The following is a 20221-nucleotide window of genomic DNA, read 5'->3' as shown; positions in this document are numbered from 1 at the left end:
GCCCCATGAATTTCATCCGCGCTGTTCTGCACATGTTCTGGATGGCCATCACGGTCATTCCTTGGGCGCTGTTTGTGGTGGGGGTTTCTTACTTCATCAGCAGCACGCGCTTGTATTGGGTCTGCGCCGCCTGGCTGCGTTTGGCGGTGAACAGTGGCACTTGGATATTGGGCATCCAAAACCGTATCCACGGCATGGAGAATTTGCCTCAAGGCGCCAAAGATCCCGCCGTGCTGCTGGTCAAGCACCAGTCGACCTGGGAGACTTTTGTGATGCCCGCGATCATGCCGCACCCGCTGGCCTATGTGTTCAAGAAAGAGTTGCTGAGCGTGCCATTTTTTGGCTGGGCCATGGGCCGTCTGGACATGATCCACATCGACCGCAAGCAGCGCTCACGCGCCTTTGCCAAGGTGGTGCAGCAAGGCCGCCGCCTCATGCAAGAAGGCGTGTGGGTCATCATGTTCCCTGAAGGCACGCGCATCCCACGCGGTCAAAAAGGCGAGTACAAAACAGGCGGTGCACGCTTGGCCATCGCCGCTGGTGTGCCGGTGATCCCGATTGCGGTGACCTCGGCGCGTTGCTGGCCCACCAAGGCCTTCATCAAGAAGCCGGGCGTGGTGGACATCTCGATCGGCCAAGCCATCTCCAGTGTCGGCCGTGATGCCGATGAGCTGATGGGCGAAGTTGAAAACTGGATCGAAGCCGAAATGCACCGGCTCGACCCCGAGGCCTACCCGGCCAAGTCCTGAGCCGGAGCTGGGCGAAGCATGCGCGCGCCTTTGCAGTTTGTGCTGGATTTCTTCACTGGAGGAGATCCGGTGATGCCCAGTGCCAAGGTGCCATCGCCGGTCACCTTGCCGCCCGCAACGCATCCAAAAGCAGCTGCAGCGCCTCAGCCTGAGCAGGAGGCCCAAGCACCCACGCCGCAGGCCGTGCCTGTGTTGGAGGTCATGGGCTTCACCCATCCTGCCGCCAACCGCCATGCTGTCTTGCACGGCATGACGGTGTCTTTTTTGTTCGAGCGCTCACGTCGCCGCAGCATCGGTTTTTTGGTGGGTGCTGAGGGGCTGGTGGTGCGCGCGCCCAGCTGGGTCACGCTGCGCGAGGTGGATGCCGCTGTGCAAGAAAAAGGCGCCTGGATCGTCGCCAAGCTGCAGCAGTTCAAACAGCGCCAGACCGAGCAGTTTCAGCAAGCCATCGAGTGGACGCATGGTGCGCAGGTGCCCTTTTTAGGCGGCACGGTGCAGCTGTGCGTGTTGGAGCGCGGCACGCCGCAAGCCGCAACCGCAGACGTGCAGCGCTTGCCCGTCAGCGTCCCGCCTGGCGCTTCGGCCACGCAGGTGCGTGAGGTGGCCGAGGCTTGGCTCAAGAAGCAGGCGCGTACCTTGTTTGAGCAGCGCCTGCAGCACTTCGCGCCCTTGCTGGGTGTGCGCTGGAGCAAGCTCAGCCTGTCGAGCGCCAACACCCGCTGGGGCAGCGCACGCGTCGATGGGCACATCCGACTGAATTGGCGCTTGATCCATTTGCCGGTCAGCCAGATCGACTATGTGGTGGTGCACGAGTTGGCGCACTTGCGCGAGATGAACCACAGCCCCCGCTTTTGGGAGACGGTGGGCGAGGTCATGCCCGATTACGCGCAGCGCCGCAAAGCCCTCAAGCAAGCGCCCATGGGCCTGCCTCAGGACTGAGTGCAGCTGAAGCGGTAGATGCCGTCGGCACTCAGCTCGCGGCGCAATTGCCCGCCCAACCACAGCATGTGCAGGTGCGCCACCGACTCGCCCATGGCGAAGGTCATCTGGTGCACGTTCAAGGCGCGCTTGAACAGCACGGGCAGCGCGTCGTGCGCCGACAGGGCTTGAGCGCTGCACGCTTGCAGCAGCTCGCTCAGGCGCTCGTCGTGGTGTGCACGCAGCTGCGCAATGCGCCGTGCGGCGCCTTTGAAGGGGCGCCCGTGTGAGGGCAGCACCAAGGTGCTGTCTGGCAGGTCCTCCATCTTGGTCAACGAGTCCAGGAACAGCTGCAAAGCATTGCCCTGAGGTTCCTGCGCATACACGCTCACATTGGTCGAGATCGAGGGCAGCAGCATGTCGCCGCTGATCAAGATGTCCCGCGCGGCGCAATGCAGGGCCATGTGTTCGGGCGAGTGGCCGAAGCCGCTGATGCAGCGCCAGTCTTGACCGCCAATCGTCACCGTGTCATCGGCCATCAGGCGCACATAGGCCTGCGGCACTTGCGGCACCATGCTGGTGTAGTAGCCCACGCGGGCCTTGATCTGGGCCAGGTCATCGGTTTTGTTCCAGCCATGCGCGGCATAGAACTTCACGGTCGGCTCGCCCCCGAAATTGGACACGCCCGATTGGGCCATCAGCGCCGACTGGTATTCGCTGGTGCTCATCCACAAGGGGGCTTTCCAGCGCTCGCACAGCCAGTGCGCCAGGCCCATGTGGTCGGGGTGCATGTGGGTGACCAGCACGCGCACAACGGGCAGGCCCTGCAGGTGTTCTTTTTCGATGTTCAGCCAGGCTTCGCGTGTGGCTTCGTTGTCGATGCCGCAGTCCACCACGGTCCAGCCTTCTTGCACGGTGCCCGTCTGGGTGGGGTGGGGCAGGCGGTCGCGCAGCAGCCACAGGTTGATGTGGTCCAGCGCAAAAGGCAGGCCCATGCGCAGCCACAGCACGCCCGGGGCGACTTCCAAGACGCGGCCAGTTTCAGGAAGTTGGTCGGCGTGGGGGTAGTCCAGAAGGTTGGCTTGTACGGAATTGGACATGCGGGCAGTCGTTTGGGTTAGCATTCGCTCAATTGACGTTACGTAACGTCAAGCATCAAAAGCATTCTAGGTGGCGGTCTTCGCAAGGGGCTGTCCCCATTGCGCAAGGACTGAGTACCCATGGCGAACACCTACACGATCAGCGACCTCGCACAGGAATTTGACCTGACCACCCGCGCCATCCGTTTTTACGAAGACATGGGCTTGCTGGAGCCTGAGCGTTTGGGGCCCGGCGGGCGCAACCGGGTGTATTCGGCCCGCGACCGCACCCGCCTGAAGCTGACCCTGCGCGCCAAGCGTCTGGGCCTGTCGCTGACCGAGGCCAAAGACCTGATCGACATGTACGACAGCCCGCGCGACACGGTGCCGCAGCTGAAAAAGTTTTTGGTGGTGCTGGCCGAGCATCGCCAGCAATTGGAATCGCAGTTGGCCGATCTGGAGGCCACGCTGGACGAAGTGAAAACCCACGAAAAAGAAACAAAAACCCTGTTGGCCAAGGCCTCCAAAGCCGCAGCAGCGGGGTAAAACCCTGATTGACGTTTACGTAAACGTCAATTAAAGTGCAGGCTGTTCATTACTTGCCAAAATCCGCCGTGACCACCCTCACCCCAGCCCATGAACGTGTTGCCCGCAGCCTGGCCCGCCAGGGCATGATGCAGCACTTGGGCGTGCGTTTGCTCTCGGTGAGTGAAGGCATGGTGGAGCTGTCCATCCCCTACAGTGACAAGACCACGCAGCAGCAAGGCGGCTTTCACGGCGGTGCCATCGGCGCCTTGGCCGACATCGCAGGCGGCTACGCGGCCCTGACCGTGGTGCCCGAGGGCATGGAAGTCGTCACCGTCGAATACAAGATCAATTTCCTCAGCAGCCACCAAGGTGGCGAGATCCGCGCCACCGGCAAGGTGCTCAAGGCCGGTCGCCGTGTGGTGGTGACCACCGCCGAGGTGGTGCACATCGACGCCGACGGCAAAAGCTCGCCCTGCGCGGTGATGCAACAAACACTGGCCCCCGTGCCGCAAACCTATTGACGCGCTCAGCGCGCCTTCTAACCCGCTCATTCGGAGACTCCCATGAACAACTTGCCCGGTCTGAATTTCCAACTCGGTGAAGACATCGACGCCCTGCGCGATGCGGTGCGCGACTTTGCGCAAGCCGAAATCGCACCCCGTGCGGCCGAGATCGATCGCAATGACCAGTTCCCGATGGACCTGTGGCGCAAGATGGGCGACTTGGGCGTGCTGGGCATCACCGTGGGCGAGGAATACGGCGGCGCGAACATGGGCTACTTGGCGCACATGATCGCCATGGAAGAAATTTCCCGCGCCTCGGCCAGCGTGGGCCTGTCTTATGGCGCGCACTCCAACTTGTGTGTCAACCAGATCAAGCGCAACGGCACGCCCGAGCAGCGCGCCAAATACCTGCCCAAGCTGATCAGCGGCGAGCACATCGGTGCCTTGGCCATGTCCGAACCCGGCGCGGGCTCGGACGTGCTGAGCATGAAGCTCAAGGCCGAAGACAAGGGCGGTTATTACCTGCTCAACGGCAACAAGATGTGGATCACCAACGGCCCCGATGCCGACACCCTGGTGGTTTACGCCAAGAGCGAGCCAGAACTCGGCGCGCGCGGTGTGACGGCTTTCCTGATCGAAAAAGGCATGAAGGGTTTTTCCATCGCGCAAAAGCTCGACAAGCTGGGCATGCGCGGCAGCCACACCGGTGAGCTGGTGTTCAACAACGTCGAAGTGCCTGCCGAAAACATTTTGGGGGGTCTGAACAACGGCGCCAAGGTGCTGATGAGTGGTTTGGATTACGAACGCGCTGTGCTGACCGGCGGCCCATTGGGCATCATGCAGGCCGTGATGGACAACGTGATCCCCTACATCCACGACCGCAAGCAGTTCGGCCAAAGCATCGGCGAGTTCCAGCTGATTCAGGGCAAAGTGGCCGACATGTACACCGTGCTGCAAGCTGGCCGCAGCTTTGCTTACACCGTGGCCAAGAACCTGGACCTGCTGGGTGCCGAGCATGTGCGCCAAGTGCGCAAGGACTGTGCCAGCGTCATTTTGTGGACCGCCGAAAAAGCCACCTGGATGGCAGGCGAGGGCGTGCAGATTTTTGGTGGCAACGGCTACATCAACGAATACCCGTTGGGCCGTTTGTGGCGCGATGCCAAGCTGTACGAAATCGGCGCAGGCACAAGCGAAATCCGCCGCATGCTGATCGGCCGCGAACTGTTCGCCGAGACTTGCTGAGGTTTTTGCTGCACTGCGACAATTGACGCATGAGCACTTCACTACAGCACCTTTTTGACAACAACCGGGCCTGGGCCGATCGCATGGTTCAGGAGAACCCGGCGTATTTCTCGCGCCTGGCCAACCAGCAAAACCCCAAGTACCTGTGGATCGGCTGCTCCGACAGCCGCGTGCCCGCCAACCAGATCACCGGGCTGGACCCGGGCGAGGTCTTCGTGCACCGCAACGTGGCCAACGTGGTGGTGCACTCCGACCTGAACGCCCTGTCGGTCATCCAGTACGCGGTCGATGCCCTCAAGGTCGAGCACATCATGGTCGTGGGCCACTACGGCTGCGGCGGTGTGCTGGCGGCCACACGCGGCACCCGTGTGGGCCTGGCCGACAACTGGCTGCGCCATGTGCAAGACGTGCGCCTGCGCCACCGCCAGCGCCTGAACCACTTGCCGCAAGAAGAGCTGGAGTCGGTCATGTGCGAGATGAACGTGATCGAGCAAGTCGGCAACGTCGCCCTGTCCAACGTCATGCAAGATGCCTGGAGCAGGGGCCAGAACGTCACGGTGCACGGCTGGATTTACGGCTTGGACAACGGCCTGGTCAAGGACCTGGGGGTGAGCATGAACAACGCCAGCGAGGTGGTCAATGTTTTCCGCAACGCATTCAAACGTTACCCGCGCGGGACATGATGTGGCGTCTGCGCTTGCTCTGGCTTCGATGTTGGATCGCCAGCCGCCATAAAAGCTGGCGATGATGAAACAGCGTCATGGCGAGGAGCGCAGCGACGCGGCCATCCAGTCCATGCGAACCCCCAACCCATTTTTCAAACTCGCGGCCAATGAGCAAAGTTCAAGGCCACCACTTTCAGGAGAACACCATGCAAGACCCCATCGTCATCGTCAGTGCCGCCCGCACCCCCATGGGCAGCTTTCAAAGCGACTTCGCCAGCTTGGCCGCCCATGATCTGGGTGGCGCCGCCATCAAGGCCGCCGTTGAGCGCGCAGGCATCAGCCCAGAGCTGGTGACCGAAGTGCTGTTTGGCAACTGCCTGATGGCCGGTCAAGGCCAAGCGCCTGCACGCCAGGCCGCGTTCAAGGGCGGCTTGCCCAAGAGCGCGGGCGCGGTCACGCTGTCCAAGATGTGCGGCTCCGGCATGCGCGCGGCCATGTTCGCGCACGACATGCTGGTCGCAGGCACACACGACGTGCTGGTGGCCGGTGGCATGGAAAGCATGACCAACGCGCCCTACCTGATGCTCAAAGGCCGTGGCGGCTACCGCATGGGCCACGACAAAATTTACGACCACATGATGCTCGACGGCCTGGAAGACGCCTATGAAGCGGGTCGCAGCATGGGAACCTTTGGTGAAGACTGCGCCGCCAAATACAGCTTCACCCGCGCCGAGCAAGACCACTTTGCCACCACCAGCGTGCAGCGCGCCAAGGCTGCGACCGAGTCGGGTGCCTTTGCCACCGAGATCACGCCCGTGACGGTGAAAGACCGCAGCGGCGAACGTGTGGTGTCCATCGACGAAGGCCCCGGCAAAGTCAAGCTCGACAAGATCACCAGCCTCAAGCCCGCGTTCAAAAAAGACGGCACCATCACCGCTGCCAGCAGCTCGTCCATCAACGATGGCGCCGCAGCTTTGGTCATGATGCGCGAGAGCACGGCCGCCAAATTGGGTTGCAAACCGCTGGCCCGCATCGTCAGCCACGCCACCCACGCACAAGAGCCCGAGTGGTTCGCCACCGCCCCCGTGGGCGCGACCCAAAAGGCCTTGGCCAAAGCCGGCTGGAAGGTCGAGGACGTCGACCTGTGGGAAGTCAACGAAGCCTTTGCCGTGGTGCCCATGGCCCTCATGAAAGAGCTGAACGTGCCCCACGACAAGGTCAACGTCAACGGCGGTGCTTGCGCCTTGGGCCACCCCATCGGCGCGTCCGGTGCCCGCATCATGGTCACCCTGATCCACGCGCTCAAGGCCCGTGGCCTGAAAAAAGGTTTGGCCACCTTGTGCATTGGCGGCGGCGAAGGCACAGCCGTGGCGCTGGAATTGGTGTGAATTCGGATCTCGTAGGTCGGAGCTTCAGCTCCGACATCTGCCTGCAAAGGTTTCATGTCGGGGCTAAAGCCACCGACCTACAGCTCAGACATTGATCGCTACCAATCGCGGCTATTACGGAGAATGACATGGCAACAGTTTTGTTGATTGGCGCATCACGGGGAATTGGCCTTGAACTGGCTCGACAGTACCGTGAGGCTGGCTGGCGCGTCATCGCCACTGCACGCAATGGGGATGGCTTGGACCGCTTGAAAGCGCTGGGCTGCGAAACTTTGCGCGTGGACGTGACCGATCCGGCGAGCAACAGCGGACTGTCATGGCAATTCGATGGTGAAAAACTGGACTTGGCTGTGTATGTTGCCGGGGTGGGCGATCGGGATACTGCCGTCTCGCCGCCCACCAGAGACAAATTCGATCTGTTGATGCACACCAATGCCATGGGGCCCATGATGGTGTTGCCGCAGATCGCACCCATGCTTGCCCAGACTTCAGGTACTTTTGCGGTCATCAGCAGTCACTTCGGCAGTTTGACATTGACCGAAACCAGCATGGCGGTGCTCTACCGGATGAGCAAGGCGGCATTGAACATGTACATTCGAAGTGCTCAGCATGATTTTCCCGAAATTTGCTGCGTAGCCTTGCACCCGGGGTGGGTTCAGACCGATATGGGCGGTCCGCAAGCGCCTGTGAAAGTACAAGACAGTGCAGCCAGCCTGCGCCAAACGCTAGAGGCAGTGCGTACTCAACGCGACCCGAAACACCGAGGCGCATTTTTGAACCACGACGGCCAGAGCCTGCCGTGGTGACCCGATAAAGAAAGACAGACATGCTGTTGACCTCTGACCAGGAAATGATCCGCGACGCCGTGCGCGACTTTGCCCAGCGCGAGCTGTGGCCCCATGCCGCTGAGTGGGACAAAAAACACCACTTCCCAAAAGACGTGCACAAGGGCTTGGCCGAACTGGGCGCTTATGGCATTTGCGTGCCCGAAGAGCTGGGCGGCGCGGGCCTGGACTATGTGACGCTGGCGCTGGTGCTCGAAGAAATCGCGGCCGGTGACGGCGGCACCAGCACCGTGATCAGCGTGACCAACTGCCCGGTGAACGCTATTTTGATGATGTACGGCAACGCCGCGCAAAAAGCGCAGTGGCTCACGCCGCTGGCCCAGGGCCAGATGCTCGGCGCGTTTTGCCTGACCGAGCCGCATGTGGGCTCGGACGCTTCGGCCCTGCGCACCACCGCTGTGAAAGAGGGCGATGGCTACGTCATCAACGGCGTCAAACAGTTCATCACCAGCGGTCAAAACGGCGACGTGGCCATCGTGATCGCCGTGACCGACAAGGGCGCGGGCAAGAAAGGCCTGAGTGCCTTCATCGTGCCCACCCGCACTGCAGGCTACAACGTGGCGCGTCTCGAAGACAAGCTGGGCCAGCACAGCAGCGACACCGCGCAGATCAACTTCGACAACTGCCGCATCCCCGCCGAAAACCTGATCGGCCAAGAAGGCGAGGGCTACAAGATCGCCCTGTCGTCTTTGGAAGGCGGGCGCATCGGCATCGCCGCGCAAAGCCTGGGCATGGCCCGCAGCGCGCTCGATGTGGCGATCGACTACGCCAAGCAACGCGAAAGCTTTGGCACCGCCATCTTCAACCACCAGGCGGTGGGTTTTCGCCTGGCCGACTGCGCCACGCAACTCGAAGCGGCACGCCAGCTCATCTGGCACGCAGCCAGCCTGCGCGATGCGGGCCGCCCCTGCCTCAAAGAAGCCGCCATGGCCAAGCTGTTCGCCAGCGAAGCGGCCGAAAAAGTCTGCTCTGCCGCCATCCAGACCCTGGGCGGTTATGGCTATGTGAGCGACTTCCCGGTCGAGCGCATCTACCGCGATGTGCGCGTGTGCCAGATCTACGAAGGCACCAGCGACGTGCAGAAAATCATCATCCAGCGCGCTTTGTAAGCCCCGAATACAGGTGCATTCAAGCTTCGTTTGTCATGTGCATGTTCACGTTGGCGTGCACAAGGCCCAGCGCGCTTTGCGCAAAATGCAGGTGGACGCGGCAGATTTACAGATCGCCGATCTCATTTGATATCCATGAATTGGGCGGTGCGAAGGCCTTGCAGATCCAGGATGCGCAGACCACCGTATTCGACACGGATCAGTTGCCGCGCTTCGAGCACCTTGAGCGCTTCGTTCACGCGCTGGCGTGACAGGCCCACCAAATAAGCCAGCTCTTGCTGGGTGATGCGCAGCACCTCGCCCACGCCCGAAAACAGCACAGGGTTGAACAAGGTGGCCAGGTTTCGGGCCAAGCGCAGTTCGGGGTTGTTCATGCGGTCCAGTTCGCGGGCGGCGATGAACTGGCCCAGGCGCTCGTTGAGCTGGTTCATGATGAAGCGGTTAAAGCCCAGCGAGTGGTCGATCAGCCAGTGAAAGGTGTCCACCGGCAAGCCCGCCACCACGCTGGCGCGCAGCGGCTGGATGTTGTAGCGGTAGACCTCGCGCTTGAGGGCTGTGCCCTCGCCAAACCATCCGCCGGGCGGCACACCGGTGAAGGTCATGGTCTGGCCGCTTTCGTTGTCGCTGCTCATCTTGAGCAGCCCTGAGACCACACCAAACCAGTAGGTGGCAGGACGTCCGACGCGGCACACGTAGTCACCCGGTTGTGGGTCGCTGACGACCAGTTCAGACTCGATCTGCTGACGCTCTTCGTGTGTGAGCAAGCTCAGCCACGGAATGCTGTTGAGTTCCGCAGCTGTGGGCATGCGGCGACGCTGGTGAACGCTGGGTGTGTGGGCCATGCGGAATGTCAGACTCGGGTCAGTTGTGATAGGGGTCTTCCCTGAATTGTCGTTGAAACGACAACTTGGCGTCAAATGCAGGCCTAACATGCCCTCAAGTTCAGCTGCAGCCACCTTGGCTGCAGCGCTATTGGAGACAGGCTACGTGATGCAAACAACGTTTCCCCGATTGATGCTCAAGCACGCCGCCGAGCGCCCCAGCGCGCCGGCCTTGCGCGAAAAAGAATATGGCATTTGGCAGACCACCCCTTGGTCGGATCTGGCCAAACTGGTCGAGGCCATCGCCTGCGGCTTGCACCAAGCTGGCTTGCAGCGTGGTGAGCACATGGTCATTGTGGGTTCCAACCGTCCCCGCTTGTCCGCCACCATGCTGGCCGCGCAGTCGCTGGGCGCAATCCCGGTCAACCTGTACCAGGACGCGGCAGCACCCGAATGCGTGTTCCCCATCAACAACGCCGAAGTGCGTTTTTGCGTGGTGGAAGACCAAGAGCAAGTCGACAAGATGCTGGAAGTGCGCGAGCAATGCCCGCAGTTGGCGCACATCGTCTATGACGACCCCCGCGGTCTGCGCAACTATGTGGAAGACGGTTTGGGTTCGCTCGATGAACTGATGGCCGCCGGTCAGGTCTTTATGGCGCAGCATCCCCAGTTTTTCCACCTCGAAGTGGAAAAGGGCGCAAGCGACGATGTGGCCGCGATGTTTTTCACATCGGGCACCACGGGCAACCCCAAGGGTGTGGTGCACACCCACAGCTCTTTGATCGACCGTGCCAATGCGGGTGCTGAGTTTGACAAGCTGACCAATGCCGAAGACGTGTTGGCCTATATGCCGCCCGCCTGGATCGGTCAGAACATCTTCAGCTACGCGCAGTGGCTGGTGTGTGGTTACGTGGTCAATTGCCCCGAGTCGGCCGCCACCGTGACCATCGATTTGAAAGAAATTGGCCCGACCTATTACTTCGCGCCACCCCGCGTGTTTGAAGGCATGCTCACCAGCGTCATGATCCGCATGGAAGACGCAGGCGCATTCAAGCGCAAGATGTTCCATGCCTTCATGGGGGTGGCCAAGAAAGTCGGCCCTGCCTTGATGGATGGGCAAGCGGTCGGTTTGGTGGACCGCATCAAGTACGCTTTGGGCGACTTCATGGTGTACGGTCCTTTGCGCAACAACCTGGGTTTCAGCCGCGTGCGCGTGGCCTATACCGCTGGAGAGGCCATCGGTCCTGATTTGTTCACCTTCTACCGCTCGATCGGTGTGAACATCAAGCAGTTGTACGGCTCGACCGAGACCGCTGTGTTTGTGTGCCTGCAGCCCGACAACGAAGCGCGCGCCGACACCGTGGGTGTGCCGTGCAAGGGTGTGGAAATCAAGGTCGCCGACAACGGCGAAATTTTGGTCAAGTCGCCTGGCTTGCTCAAAGGCTATTACAAGAACCCCGAAGCCACGGCCGAAGTGTTGACCGCTGACGGCTGGTACCACACCAGCGATGCGGGCTTCATCGACAACCATGGGCACTTGAAGATCATCGACCGAGTGAAAGACGTCGGCCGCCTCCAAGGTGGTGCCAATGACGGCGCCATGTTTGCGCCCAAGTATGTCGAGAACAAGCTCAAGTTCTTCCCTTTCATCAAGGAAGTCGTGGCTTATGGCGATCAGCGCGAAAAAGCGTGCGTCATGGTCAACATCGACTTCGACGCTGTGGGCAACTGGGCCGAGCGCCGCAACCTGCCGTATGCCGGTTACACCGATCTGGCGCAAAAACCCGAGGTGTACGAACTGATCAAGGATTGTGTCGAGAAGGTCAACGCCGATCTGGCCGAAGACGCCTTGCTGGCGGGCAGCCAAGTCGCACGCTTTTTGGTGTTGCACAAGGAGCTCGATGCTGACGACGGCGAGTTGACCCGCACCAACAAGGTTCGTCGCGGCTTCATTGCCGACAAGTACAAGCCGCTGGTCGATGGCCTTTATGAAGGCAAAACCGAGCAGTTCATTGAAACCGTCGTCAAGTTTGAAGACGGCCGCACCGGCAGCGTGAGCGCCACGCTCAAGATTTCCGATGCAAAAACATTCACCCCTGTGAAGGCAGCAGCATGAGCAAGGTCATTGGCGATGTCATCCTCGACGTCCAGAACATCAGCCTGAGATTCGGCGGCGTGAAGGCGCTGACCGACATTTCCTTCAACGTCAAAGAGCACGAGATCCGCTCGATCATTGGCCCCAACGGTGCAGGCAAAAGCTCGATGCTCAACTGCATCAACGGTGTGTACACACCGCAGGATGGCTCGATCACTTTCCGTGGTCAGAAGTTTGACCACATGAACAGCCGCCAAGTGGCCGAGATGGGCATTGGCCGTACGTTTCAGAACCTGGCCTTGTTCAAAGGCATGAGCGTGATCGACAACATCATGACCGGCCGCAACCTCAAGATCAAGAGCAACCTCTTGATGCAGGCCTTGCGTGTGGGGCCCGCTCAGCGTGAAGAAGAAGAGCACCGCGAGAAGGTCGAACACATCATTGACTTTCTGGAAATTCAGGCTTTTCGCAAGACCCCGGTGGGCCAGCTGCCTTACGGTTTGCAAAAGCGCGTGGACTTGGGCCGCGCCCTGGCCATGGAGCCGCAAGTGCTGCTGCTTGACGAACCCATGGCCGGTATGAATCTGGAAGAAAAACAGGACATGTGCCGCTTCATCTTGGATGTGAACGACGAATTTGGCTCGACCATTGTGCTGATTGAACACGACATGGGCGTGGTGATGGACATTTCGGACCGCGTGGTCGTGCTCGATTACGGCAAGAAAATCGGCGACGGCGAACCCGAAGAAGTGCGCAACAACGAAGATGTGATCCGTGCCTATTTGGGCACTTCGCATTGACCGCCAACAGCATGCGCGAAAGGAATTGAAGATGGCATTTTTTCTTGAAACTTTGTTAGGTGGCCTGATGGCGGGCATGTTGTATTCGCTGGTGGCTTTGGGCTTTGTGCTCATTTTCAAAGCCTCTGGCGTGTTCAACTTTGCGCAGGGCGCCATGGTGCTGTTTGGCGCTTTGTCTATGGCACGGTTCTCCGAATGGATCCCGCAGTGGACGGGCGTCGACAACTTGTGGATGGCCAACGTGCTGGCATTCGCCATGGCGGCGGTGGTGATGTTTGTGGTGGCTTGGGCGGTTGAATATCTGGTGCTTCGCCATTTGGTGAACCAGGAAGGTGCCACCTTGTTGATGGCCACTTTGGGGATCGCGTATTTCCTGGAAGGCTTGGGTCAAACCTTGTTTGGAAGCAGTATCTACAAGATCGACATTGGCATGCCCAAGGACCCGGTGTTCATTTTGGACAACTTCTTCGAAGGTGGTGTGCTTGTGAACAAAGAAGACTTCTACGCGGCATTGATTGCAGCGGCCTTGGTCACTATGCTAAGCATCTTCTTTCAGAAGACCGCCACCGGTCGTGCTTTGCGTGCTGTGGCGGATGACCACCAGGCAGCGCAATCGATTGGCATACCGCTCAACCGCATCTGGATGATTGTCTGGTGTGTGGCAGGCATCGTGGCCTTGGTGGCCGGCATGATCTGGGGGAGCAAGTTGGGCGTGCAGTTCTCGCTGGCCACAGTGGCTTTGCGTGCGTTGCCGGTCGTTATTTTGGGTGGCTTGACTTCGGTGCCGGGTGCCATCATCGGTGGCTTGATCATCGGTGTGGGTGAGAAGTTGTCCGAGGTGTATTTGGGCGGTTTTGTGGGGGGGGGTATTGAAATCTGGTTTGCCTATGTGCTGGCGCTGGGCTTCTTGCTGATCCGTCCGCAGGGTCTGTTTGGTGAAAAGATCATCGACCGCGTGTAAGGGAAAAATATGTTTTACAGAGAAAACGGTCAATTCAAAACCACCTACCGGGCAGACCAGCAAATCTTGCCGATTCGGCAAGACCGGATCGTCATGGCGCTGCTGTTGGTGTTTGCCGTGGCGGTGGTGCCTATGCTGGCATCGGATTACTTTTTCCGCGCGATCCTGATCCCCTTCCTCATCATGTCTTTGGCTGCGCTGGGCGTGAACATCTTGGTCGGCTATTGCGGCCAGATCTCGTTGGGCTCAGGTGCCTTCATGGCGGTAGGGGCTTATGGCGCCTACAACTTCTTTGTGCGCTTGCCTGGCTTGCCTTTGATTCCGGCTTTGATTCTGGGGGGCTTGTGCGCCACCGCGTTTGGCATTTTGTTTGGCTTGCCAAGTTTGCGTGTTAAAGGCCTTTATCTGGCGGTGGCCACATTGGCCGCGCAGTTCTTCAGCGACTGGATGTTCTTGCGCATCAAGTGGCTGACCAACGATTCGCCTTCGGGCTCGGTGTCGGTGTCTGAACTGCAAGTCTTCGGCCTGCCCATTGACAGCGCCTTGAGCAAATATTGGTTGTGTCTGGGTGTGCTGGTGGTGATTGCCCTGCTGGCCAAGAACCTGGTGCGCAGTGCCGTAGGCCGCGAGTGGATGGCCATTCGTGACATGGACGTGGCCGCTGCCGTGATCGGTATCCGCCCCATGTACGCCAAGCTGAGCGCCTTTGCGGTGAGCTCCTTCATCGTGGGCGTGGCCGGTGGTCTGTGGGCCTTTGTTTACCTGGGTGCCTGGGAGCCAGCGGCTTTCTCCGTGGACATCTCATTCCGTCTCTTGTTCATGGTGATCATCGGCGGCCTGGGCTCCATCTTGGGTGGCTTTTTGGGCGCGGCCTTTATCACCTTGTTGCCAATCGCACTGAGCCAAATCCTGCCTGGGCTGGCGGGTTTGGTGGGGTTTGAAATTTCAACAGCGGGCGTCTCGCATGCCGAGCTGATGATCTTTGGTGGCCTGATCGTGTGGTTCCTGATCGTGGAGCCGCATGGCCTGGCCAAGCTGTGGTCGATTGCCAAGCAGAAGCTGCGTTTGTGGCCTTTCCCCCATTGATGTGGTGGATCGTTTCTGGTTTTTTGTGTGTGAGTTGAGTGTTAATTTTCAAAGGAGACAAGCATGAAAATGCGTGATTTGATTTTGGCCGTGGCCGCTGTGGCAACCGCTGCATCGTCGCTGCTGGCGACGTCCGTTCAGGCGCAAGCCAAGGAACAGTTTTTCCCCTTGTTGTCTTACCGCACCGGTCCTTATGCCCCCAACGGCATTCCATGGGCCAACGGCAAGCAGGACTACCTCAAGCTGATCAATGCCCGCGATGGCGGCATCAATGGCGTGAAGATCACTTTTGAAGAGTGCGAGACCGGCTATGCCACCGACCGCGGCGTGGAGTGCTATGAGCGCCTGAAAGGCCGCCCTGGTGTGACGCTGTTCGATCCGCAAGCCACAGGCATCACCTTCGCGCTGACCGAAAAAGCCCCAGCCGACAAAGTCGCGCTGGTCACCCTGGGCTACGGCTTGTCGATCGCGCAAGACGGCCAAGCCTTCAAGTGGAACTTCCCCTTGATGGGCAGCTACTGGACAGGTGCTGACATCTTGGTGCAACACCTGGGCAAAAAAGAAGGTGGTCTGGACAAACTCAAGGGCAAGAAAATTGCGCTGGTGTACCACGACTCCCCGTTTGGCAAAGAGCCAATCCCTTTGCTGCAAGAACGCGCCAAGATGCACGGTTTTGACCTGCAGCTGATCCCTGTGACCGCGCCCGGCGTGGAACAAAAATCGGCCTGGTTGCAAGTGCGCCAAAGCCGCCCTGACTACGTGTTGCTGTGGGGCTGGGGTGTGATGAACTCCACCGCTTTGAAAGAAGCACAAGCCACGGGCTACCCCCGCGACAAGATGTATGGCGTGTGGTGGGCTGGTGCCGAGCCTGATGTCAAAGACGTTGGCGAAGGTGCCAAGGGCTACAACGCATTGGCGCTGAACACTTCGGGCACACAGCCCAAAGTCATTCAGGAAATCCTCAAGCATGTGCATGGCAAAAGCCAGGGCACAGGTCCCAAGGACGAAGTCGGCCAAGTGCTGTACACCCGTGGTGTGATCATTTCGATGCTCAGCGTCGAAGCTGTGCGCCGCGCGCAAGAGCGCTTTGGCAAAGGCAAAGTCATGACCGGCGAGCAAGTGCGCTGGGGCCTGGAGAACCTGGCACTGGACCAAAAGCGTCTGGACGCCATGGGTTTCACCGGCATCATGCAGCCCCTGTCGACATCGTGCGCTGACCACATGGGTTCGACCGCAGCCCGCGTGCAGACCTGGGACGGCAGCAAGTGGAACTTCACATCGGACTTCATTCAGGCCGACGAGCAGATCTTGAAGCCCATGGTCAAACAAGGCGCTGACAAGTACCTGGCCGACAAGAAGATGACACGCCGCGCCCCTGCGGATTGCCAGTCTTGATCGACCTGGCTAAGTGACTGAAGTTGATGGCTCGCGCTGGTGCGTGAGCCATCAACCGAAAGATCAGCTTGAGCGCTGCTCTTTCGGTTGATTCAAACAGGCCACCCATGAACGATTCCAACATCATCCTCAACGTCAATGGCATCGAAGTCATTTACAACCACGTCATCTTGGTGCTCAAGGGCGTGTCCCTGCAGGTGCCCGAGCGCGGCATCGTGGCATTGCTCGGCGGCAATGGCGCAGGCAAGACCACCACGCTGCGGGCCATCTCCAACTTGCTCAAGGGCGAGCGAGGAGAAGTCACCAAGGGCTCCATCGAGCTGCGTGGCGAGCGCATCGAGAATCTGTCGCCCGCCGATCTGGTCAACCGAGGTGTGGTGCAGGTCATGGAAGGGCGGCACTGCTTTGCCCACCTGACCATCGAAGAAAACCTGATGACAGGCAGCTACACCCGCACCGACAAGGGCGAGATCGCGGCCAACCTCGAAAAGGTCTACAACTATTTCCCGCGCCTCAAAACCCGCCGCACCTCGCAAGCGGCCTACACCTCCGGCGGTGAGCAGCAGATGTGCGCGATTGGCCGCGCCCTGATGTCCAACCCCAACATGGTCTTGCTGGACGAGCCCTCGATGGGTCTGGCACCGCAGATCGTCGAAGAAGTGTTCAACATCGTCAAAGATTTGAACGAGAAGGAAAAAGTCACCTTCCTGATCGCCGAGCAAAACACCAACATGGCGCTCAAGTACGCCGACTATGGCTACATCATGGAGTCCGGCCGCGTGGTGATGGACGGTGCTGCCGAAGACCTGCGCACCAACGAGGACGTGAAAGAGTTCTACCTGGGTGTGGGCGGTGGCGAGCGCAAGAGCTTCAAGGACGTCAAGAGCTACAAGCGCCGCAAGCGCTGGTTGGCTTGAGGCGCTGACCTCTCTCCTTTCTCATTGCCGTACCCCCCGAAAGAAACCCATGCCCCAGCACTTTGATGCCTTGGAAACGCGCCTCCCGCAAGTCCGCGAAGCCGCCCTGATGGCCGCTTTGCCTGCCCAGGTCGCCCACGCCAAAGCCCATGCGCCCGCCTTTGCCGAGTTGCTCAAGGATGTGGATGCCGCCAGCGTCAACAGCCGCACCGCACTGGCCCAATTGCCCGTGATCCGCAAATACGAATTGCTGGAGCGCCAAAAAGCGTCACGCGCGGCAGGTGGCAATGTGTTTGGTGGTTTCAGCGCCCTGGGTTTTGGCAAGGGCATGACCCGCGTGTTCGCCAGCCCCGGCACGATTTACGAACCCGAAGGCACCCGAGGCGATTACTGGCGCATGGCGCGTGCCATGTATGCAGCAGGTTTTCGCCCCGGCGAATTGATCCACAACAGCTTCAGCTACCACTTCACGCCTGCGGGCTCGATGATGGAAACCGGCGCGCACGCATTGGGCTGCACCGTGTTCCCCGGCGGCACCGGCCAGACCGAGCAGCAAGTGGGTGCCATGGCCGAATTGCAGCCTGCAGGCTACATCGGCACCCCCAGCTTTTTGAAAATCATCATCGAGAAAGCTGCCGAGCAAGGCGTGGCCTTGCCCAGCGTGACCAAGGCCTTGGTGTCGGGCGAAGCTTTCCCACCCAGCCTGCGCGACTGGATGGCCGAGCGCGGCGTGGCCGCTTACCAGTGCTACGCCACCGCCGACTTGGGCCTGATCGCTTATGAAACCTCGGCCCGCGAAGGCTTGGTGCTGGACGAAGGTGTGATCGTCGAGATCGTGCGCCCCGGCACCGGCGACCCGGTGCCCGAAGGCGAAGTGGGCGAGCTGGTCGTGACCAGCCTGAACCCCGATTACCCGCTGATCCGCTTTGGCACCGGTGACCTGTCGGCCATCTTGCCGGGCCAGTGCCCCACGGGCCGCACCGGCCAACGCATCAAGGGCTGGATGGGCCGCGCCGACCAGACCACCAAGGTGCGTGGCATGTTCGTGCACCCCGGTCAGGTGGCCGAAATCGTCAAGCGTTTCCCCGAAGTGACCAAGGCGCGGTTGGTGGTGACTGGCGAGATGGCCAACGACCAGATGGCTTTGCGTGTTGAAACGGGCAATACCGCCGATGAAGCCCTCAAGGCCCGTCTTGCCGATGCCGTGCGCGATGTGACCAAGCTGCGCGGTGACGTCCAGCTGGTGGCGGCAGGCAGCTTGGCGAATGACGGCAAAGTGATCGAAGACGCCCGCAGCTATCAGTGAGGCCTGCAAGGGTTTGACCTGTTGCCTCGCCCCGCGAGGGCAAACCGCTACGTAATTCCCGCGATGTACGAGGGCATCCGTGCGCCCTACACTCGGGGGTACTTATGAGGAGTGACTCCATGAAAAAATTGTTTGCATTGGCCGCATTGGCGGTTGCCGCAGTGGGTGCCCAAGCCCAGACTTACCCGGGCAGCAAGCCCATCACCATCGTGGTGCCTTTCGCGGCCGGCGGCCCCACAGACCGTGTGGCGCGTGACTTGGCCGAGGCCTTGCGCAAGCCTCTTGGCGGCGCTGTGATTTTGGTGGACAACGCCGCCGGTGCCGGTGGCTCCATCGGTGCCAGCAAAGTTGCCAAGGCCCCTGCCGATGGCCACACCCTGCTGTTGCACCACATCGCCATGGCCACCATGCCTACCTTGGTGCGCAACATCCCCTTCAAAGTTGAAACCGATTTCGAATACCTGGGCATGATCAACGACGTGCCCATGACGCTGATCGGCAAGCCTGCATTGCCCGCCAACAACTACAAAGAGTTGGCTGGCTGGATCAACGCCAACAAGGGCAACATCAACCTGGGCAATGCCGGTGTGGGCTCTGCGTCGCACCTGTGCGGTTTGTTGTTCCAGAACGCCGTGCAAGTGGACATGACCACGGTGCCCTACAAAGGCACAGCACCCGCCATCACCGACTTGATCGGCGGCCAGATCGACCTGATGTGTGATCAAACCACCAACACCACCAGCCAGATCGAAGGCAAGAAGGTCAAAGCTTTTGCCGTGACCACGTCCAAGCGCTTGTCGACAGCTGCCTTGAAAGACCTGCCGACTTTGCAAGAGTCGGGCTTGAAAGGTTTTGAAGTCACCATCTGGCACGGCCTGTATGCCCCCAAAGGCACGCCTGCCGATGTGCAAGCCAAGGTCAATGCAGCCTTGAAGGCGGCCTTGAAAGACCCCGAGTTCATCAAGAAGCAAGAAGGCTTGGGCGCTGTGGTGGTGACCGACAAGCGCATGGAGCCTGCCGAGCACAAGAAATTTGTGGCCGCAGAAATCGCCAAGTGGAGCCCTGTCATCAAGGCTGCTGGTGTGTACGCCGACTGATCCTTCAGTGCCCCATGCAAAAAGCCGCTCAACTTTGAACTGCACCCCAAAAGTTGGACACCAATCCAACCTTTGGGGTGTTTTTCATGACGAAGTACGACGAGAAATTTAAAAAATCTGTTGTTCAAGATTACTTAGCCGGTGGGGGTGGCTACACAAAGCTTTCTGCCAAGTACGGAGTCAATGATGGACAGATACGGCATTGGGTGGGCGCCTTTCTTCAAAACGGCGATAGTGGGCTAACCAAGAAGTCCAGTCATTACAGCGCTGAATTTAAGCTGCGTGTCCTAGAGCACATGTGGCGCGAAGAGCTTTCGTTTAACCAGACCATTCACTTGTTTGATCTGCGCGGGGGCACTGGAGTTGTCTCGGATTGGGAGCGCAAGTACCATGAGGGCGGTATCACAGCATTAGCTCCCAAGCCCCGAGGGCGCCCAAAACCGATGAAACCTCCCGAACCCACTACGCCCTCTAGCGAGCAGCCCGTGCAGGACAAAACGTTGCAAGAGCTGCAACGCGAAAATGAGTACTTGCGAGCGGAGGTGGCTTATCTAAAAAAGTTGGATGCCTTAGTTCGAGCCAAGCAGCAGGCTGCGCAGACAAAGCGAAAGCCCTGATCGAACTAAGGCAGCATCACCCCTTGGCCACTTTGCTCCAGGTGGCCGAGCTGCCTCGCAGCACGTTTTACTACCAAGTCAAGGCGCTGCAAAGGGATGA

At 59.9% G+C, this 20221-nt stretch carries 20 protein-coding genes; 18 read left to right on the top strand and 2 right to left on the bottom strand.

All coding sequences use genetic code 11. The features are described from left to right. Nucleotides 1-5: 5 nt before the first annotated feature. Both B9Z52_RS02945 and B9Z52_RS02940 read left to right on the top strand, forming a co-directional pair. Complete coding sequence (locus tag B9Z52_RS02945) at nucleotides 6-749, top strand: 1-acyl-sn-glycerol-3-phosphate acyltransferase (protein WP_108412382.1); 744 nt, start codon at nucleotides 6-8, stop codon at nucleotides 747-749. 18 nt (nucleotides 750-767) lie between these two features. Next, entirely contained in the window at nucleotides 768-1688 is a 921-nt protein-coding gene (locus tag B9Z52_RS02940; RefSeq protein ID WP_108412381.1) for a M48 family metallopeptidase, read from the top strand. Here B9Z52_RS02940 and B9Z52_RS02935 read toward each other — a convergent pair. Further along, nucleotides 1679-2767, bottom strand: a complete 1089-nt coding sequence (locus tag B9Z52_RS02935; protein ID WP_233251794.1) for an MBL fold metallo-hydrolase — start codon at nucleotides 2765-2767, stop codon at nucleotides 1679-1681. The two genes, B9Z52_RS02940 and B9Z52_RS02935, sit on opposite strands and share 10 nt — an antisense overlap. 120 nt (nucleotides 2768-2887) lie before the next feature. Between B9Z52_RS02935 and B9Z52_RS02930 the strand changes: the two genes are divergently transcribed. The 7 genes from B9Z52_RS02930 (at nucleotide 2888) to B9Z52_RS02900 (ending at nucleotide 9026) form a co-directional block, all read left to right on the top strand. Beyond that, complete coding sequence (locus tag B9Z52_RS02930; RefSeq protein WP_108412379.1) at nucleotides 2888-3292, top strand: MerR family DNA-binding transcriptional regulator; 405 nt, start codon at nucleotides 2888-2890, stop codon at nucleotides 3290-3292. A gap of 128 nt (nucleotides 3293-3420) precedes the next feature. Further along, nucleotides 3421-3795 carry a PaaI family thioesterase gene (locus B9Z52_RS02925; RefSeq protein ID WP_108412684.1) on the top strand — a complete coding sequence of 125 codons (375 nt, stop codon included), beginning with the start codon at nucleotides 3421-3423 and terminating at the stop codon, nucleotides 3793-3795. Between the two features lie 42 nt (nucleotides 3796-3837). Continuing rightward, a complete protein-coding gene (locus B9Z52_RS02920; RefSeq protein ID WP_108412378.1) occupies nucleotides 3838-5019 on the top strand; it encodes an isovaleryl-CoA dehydrogenase in 1182 nt (393 codons plus the stop codon). A gap of 29 nt (nucleotides 5020-5048) precedes the next feature. After that, nucleotides 5049-5702: a carbonate dehydratase gene (gene can / locus B9Z52_RS02915; RefSeq protein WP_108412377.1), complete on the top strand. Its 654-nt coding sequence runs from the start codon at nucleotides 5049-5051 to the stop codon at nucleotides 5700-5702. A gap of 188 nt (nucleotides 5703-5890) precedes the next feature. After that, nucleotides 5891-7072: an acetyl-CoA C-acyltransferase gene (locus B9Z52_RS02910; protein ID WP_108412683.1), complete on the top strand. Its 1182-nt coding sequence runs from the start codon at nucleotides 5891-5893 to the stop codon at nucleotides 7070-7072. A gap of 128 nt (nucleotides 7073-7200) precedes the next feature. After that, nucleotides 7201-7878: an SDR family oxidoreductase gene (locus B9Z52_RS02905; protein ID WP_108412376.1), complete on the top strand. Its 678-nt coding sequence runs from the start codon at nucleotides 7201-7203 to the stop codon at nucleotides 7876-7878. Nucleotides 7879-7898: 20 nt separating this feature from the next. After that, nucleotides 7899-9026, top strand: coding sequence for an acyl-CoA dehydrogenase family protein (locus B9Z52_RS02900; protein ID WP_108412375.1), 1128 nt, complete (start codon nucleotides 7899-7901; stop codon nucleotides 9024-9026). Between the two features lie 122 nt (nucleotides 9027-9148). Here the strand turns inward: B9Z52_RS02900 and B9Z52_RS02895 are convergent, their stop codons facing one another. Beyond that, nucleotides 9149-9868, bottom strand: coding sequence for a Crp/Fnr family transcriptional regulator (locus tag B9Z52_RS02895; RefSeq protein WP_199222024.1), 720 nt, complete (start codon nucleotides 9866-9868; stop codon nucleotides 9149-9151). A 148-nt stretch (nucleotides 9869-10016) separates the two neighbouring features. On the opposite strand from B9Z52_RS02895, the gene B9Z52_RS02890 reads away from it, so the two are divergent. From B9Z52_RS02890 to B9Z52_RS02850, 9 genes are all read left to right on the top strand, one after another. Next, the gene (locus tag B9Z52_RS02890; protein WP_108412374.1) at nucleotides 10017-11963 is read left to right on the top strand and encodes a long-chain fatty acid--CoA ligase; all 1947 of its coding nucleotides are present in this window, start codon (nucleotides 10017-10019) and stop codon (nucleotides 11961-11963) included. Continuing rightward, nucleotides 11960-12742, top strand: coding sequence for an ABC transporter ATP-binding protein (locus tag B9Z52_RS02885; RefSeq protein ID WP_108412373.1), 783 nt, complete (start codon nucleotides 11960-11962; stop codon nucleotides 12740-12742). The genes B9Z52_RS02890 and B9Z52_RS02885 overlap by 4 nt, the downstream gene beginning before the upstream one ends. A gap of 31 nt (nucleotides 12743-12773) precedes the next feature. Beyond that, nucleotides 12774-13703, top strand: a complete 930-nt coding sequence (locus B9Z52_RS02880; protein WP_108412372.1) for a branched-chain amino acid ABC transporter permease — start codon at nucleotides 12774-12776, stop codon at nucleotides 13701-13703. A gap of 9 nt (nucleotides 13704-13712) precedes the next feature. Beyond that, entirely contained in the window at nucleotides 13713-14789 is a 1077-nt protein-coding gene (locus tag B9Z52_RS02875; RefSeq protein WP_108412371.1) for a branched-chain amino acid ABC transporter permease, read from the top strand. Between the two features lie 63 nt (nucleotides 14790-14852). Next, the gene (locus B9Z52_RS02870) at nucleotides 14853-16184 is read left to right on the top strand and encodes an ABC transporter substrate-binding protein (protein ID WP_108412370.1); all 1332 of its coding nucleotides are present in this window, start codon (nucleotides 14853-14855) and stop codon (nucleotides 16182-16184) included. A 107-nt stretch (nucleotides 16185-16291) separates the two neighbouring features. After that, nucleotides 16292-17101, top strand: a complete 810-nt coding sequence (locus tag B9Z52_RS02865) for an ABC transporter ATP-binding protein (protein WP_108285282.1) — start codon at nucleotides 16292-16294, stop codon at nucleotides 17099-17101. A gap of 49 nt (nucleotides 17102-17150) precedes the next feature. Then, nucleotides 17151-18407 carry a phenylacetate--CoA ligase family protein gene (locus B9Z52_RS02860; protein ID WP_108412369.1) on the top strand — a complete coding sequence of 419 codons (1257 nt, stop codon included), beginning with the start codon at nucleotides 17151-17153 and terminating at the stop codon, nucleotides 18405-18407. 119 nt (nucleotides 18408-18526) lie between these two features. Beyond that, the gene (locus B9Z52_RS02855; RefSeq protein WP_108412368.1) at nucleotides 18527-19504 is read left to right on the top strand and encodes a tripartite tricarboxylate transporter substrate-binding protein; all 978 of its coding nucleotides are present in this window, start codon (nucleotides 18527-18529) and stop codon (nucleotides 19502-19504) included. A gap of 86 nt (nucleotides 19505-19590) precedes the next feature. Then, nucleotides 19591-20121 (top strand): helix-turn-helix domain-containing protein, encoded by a 531-nt coding sequence (locus B9Z52_RS02850; RefSeq protein WP_108411841.1) that lies wholly within the window; start codon nucleotides 19591-19593, stop codon nucleotides 20119-20121. The last annotated feature ends 100 nt before the right edge of the window (nucleotides 20122-20221 follow it).

The organism is Limnohabitans sp. Jir72 (assembly GCF_003063575.1).
Lineage (GTDB): Bacteria > Pseudomonadota > Gammaproteobacteria > Burkholderiales > Burkholderiaceae_C > Limnohabitans_A.
Note: the sequence above shows the minus strand (reverse complement) of the source record. Positions and strands in the feature narration are given on the sequence as shown.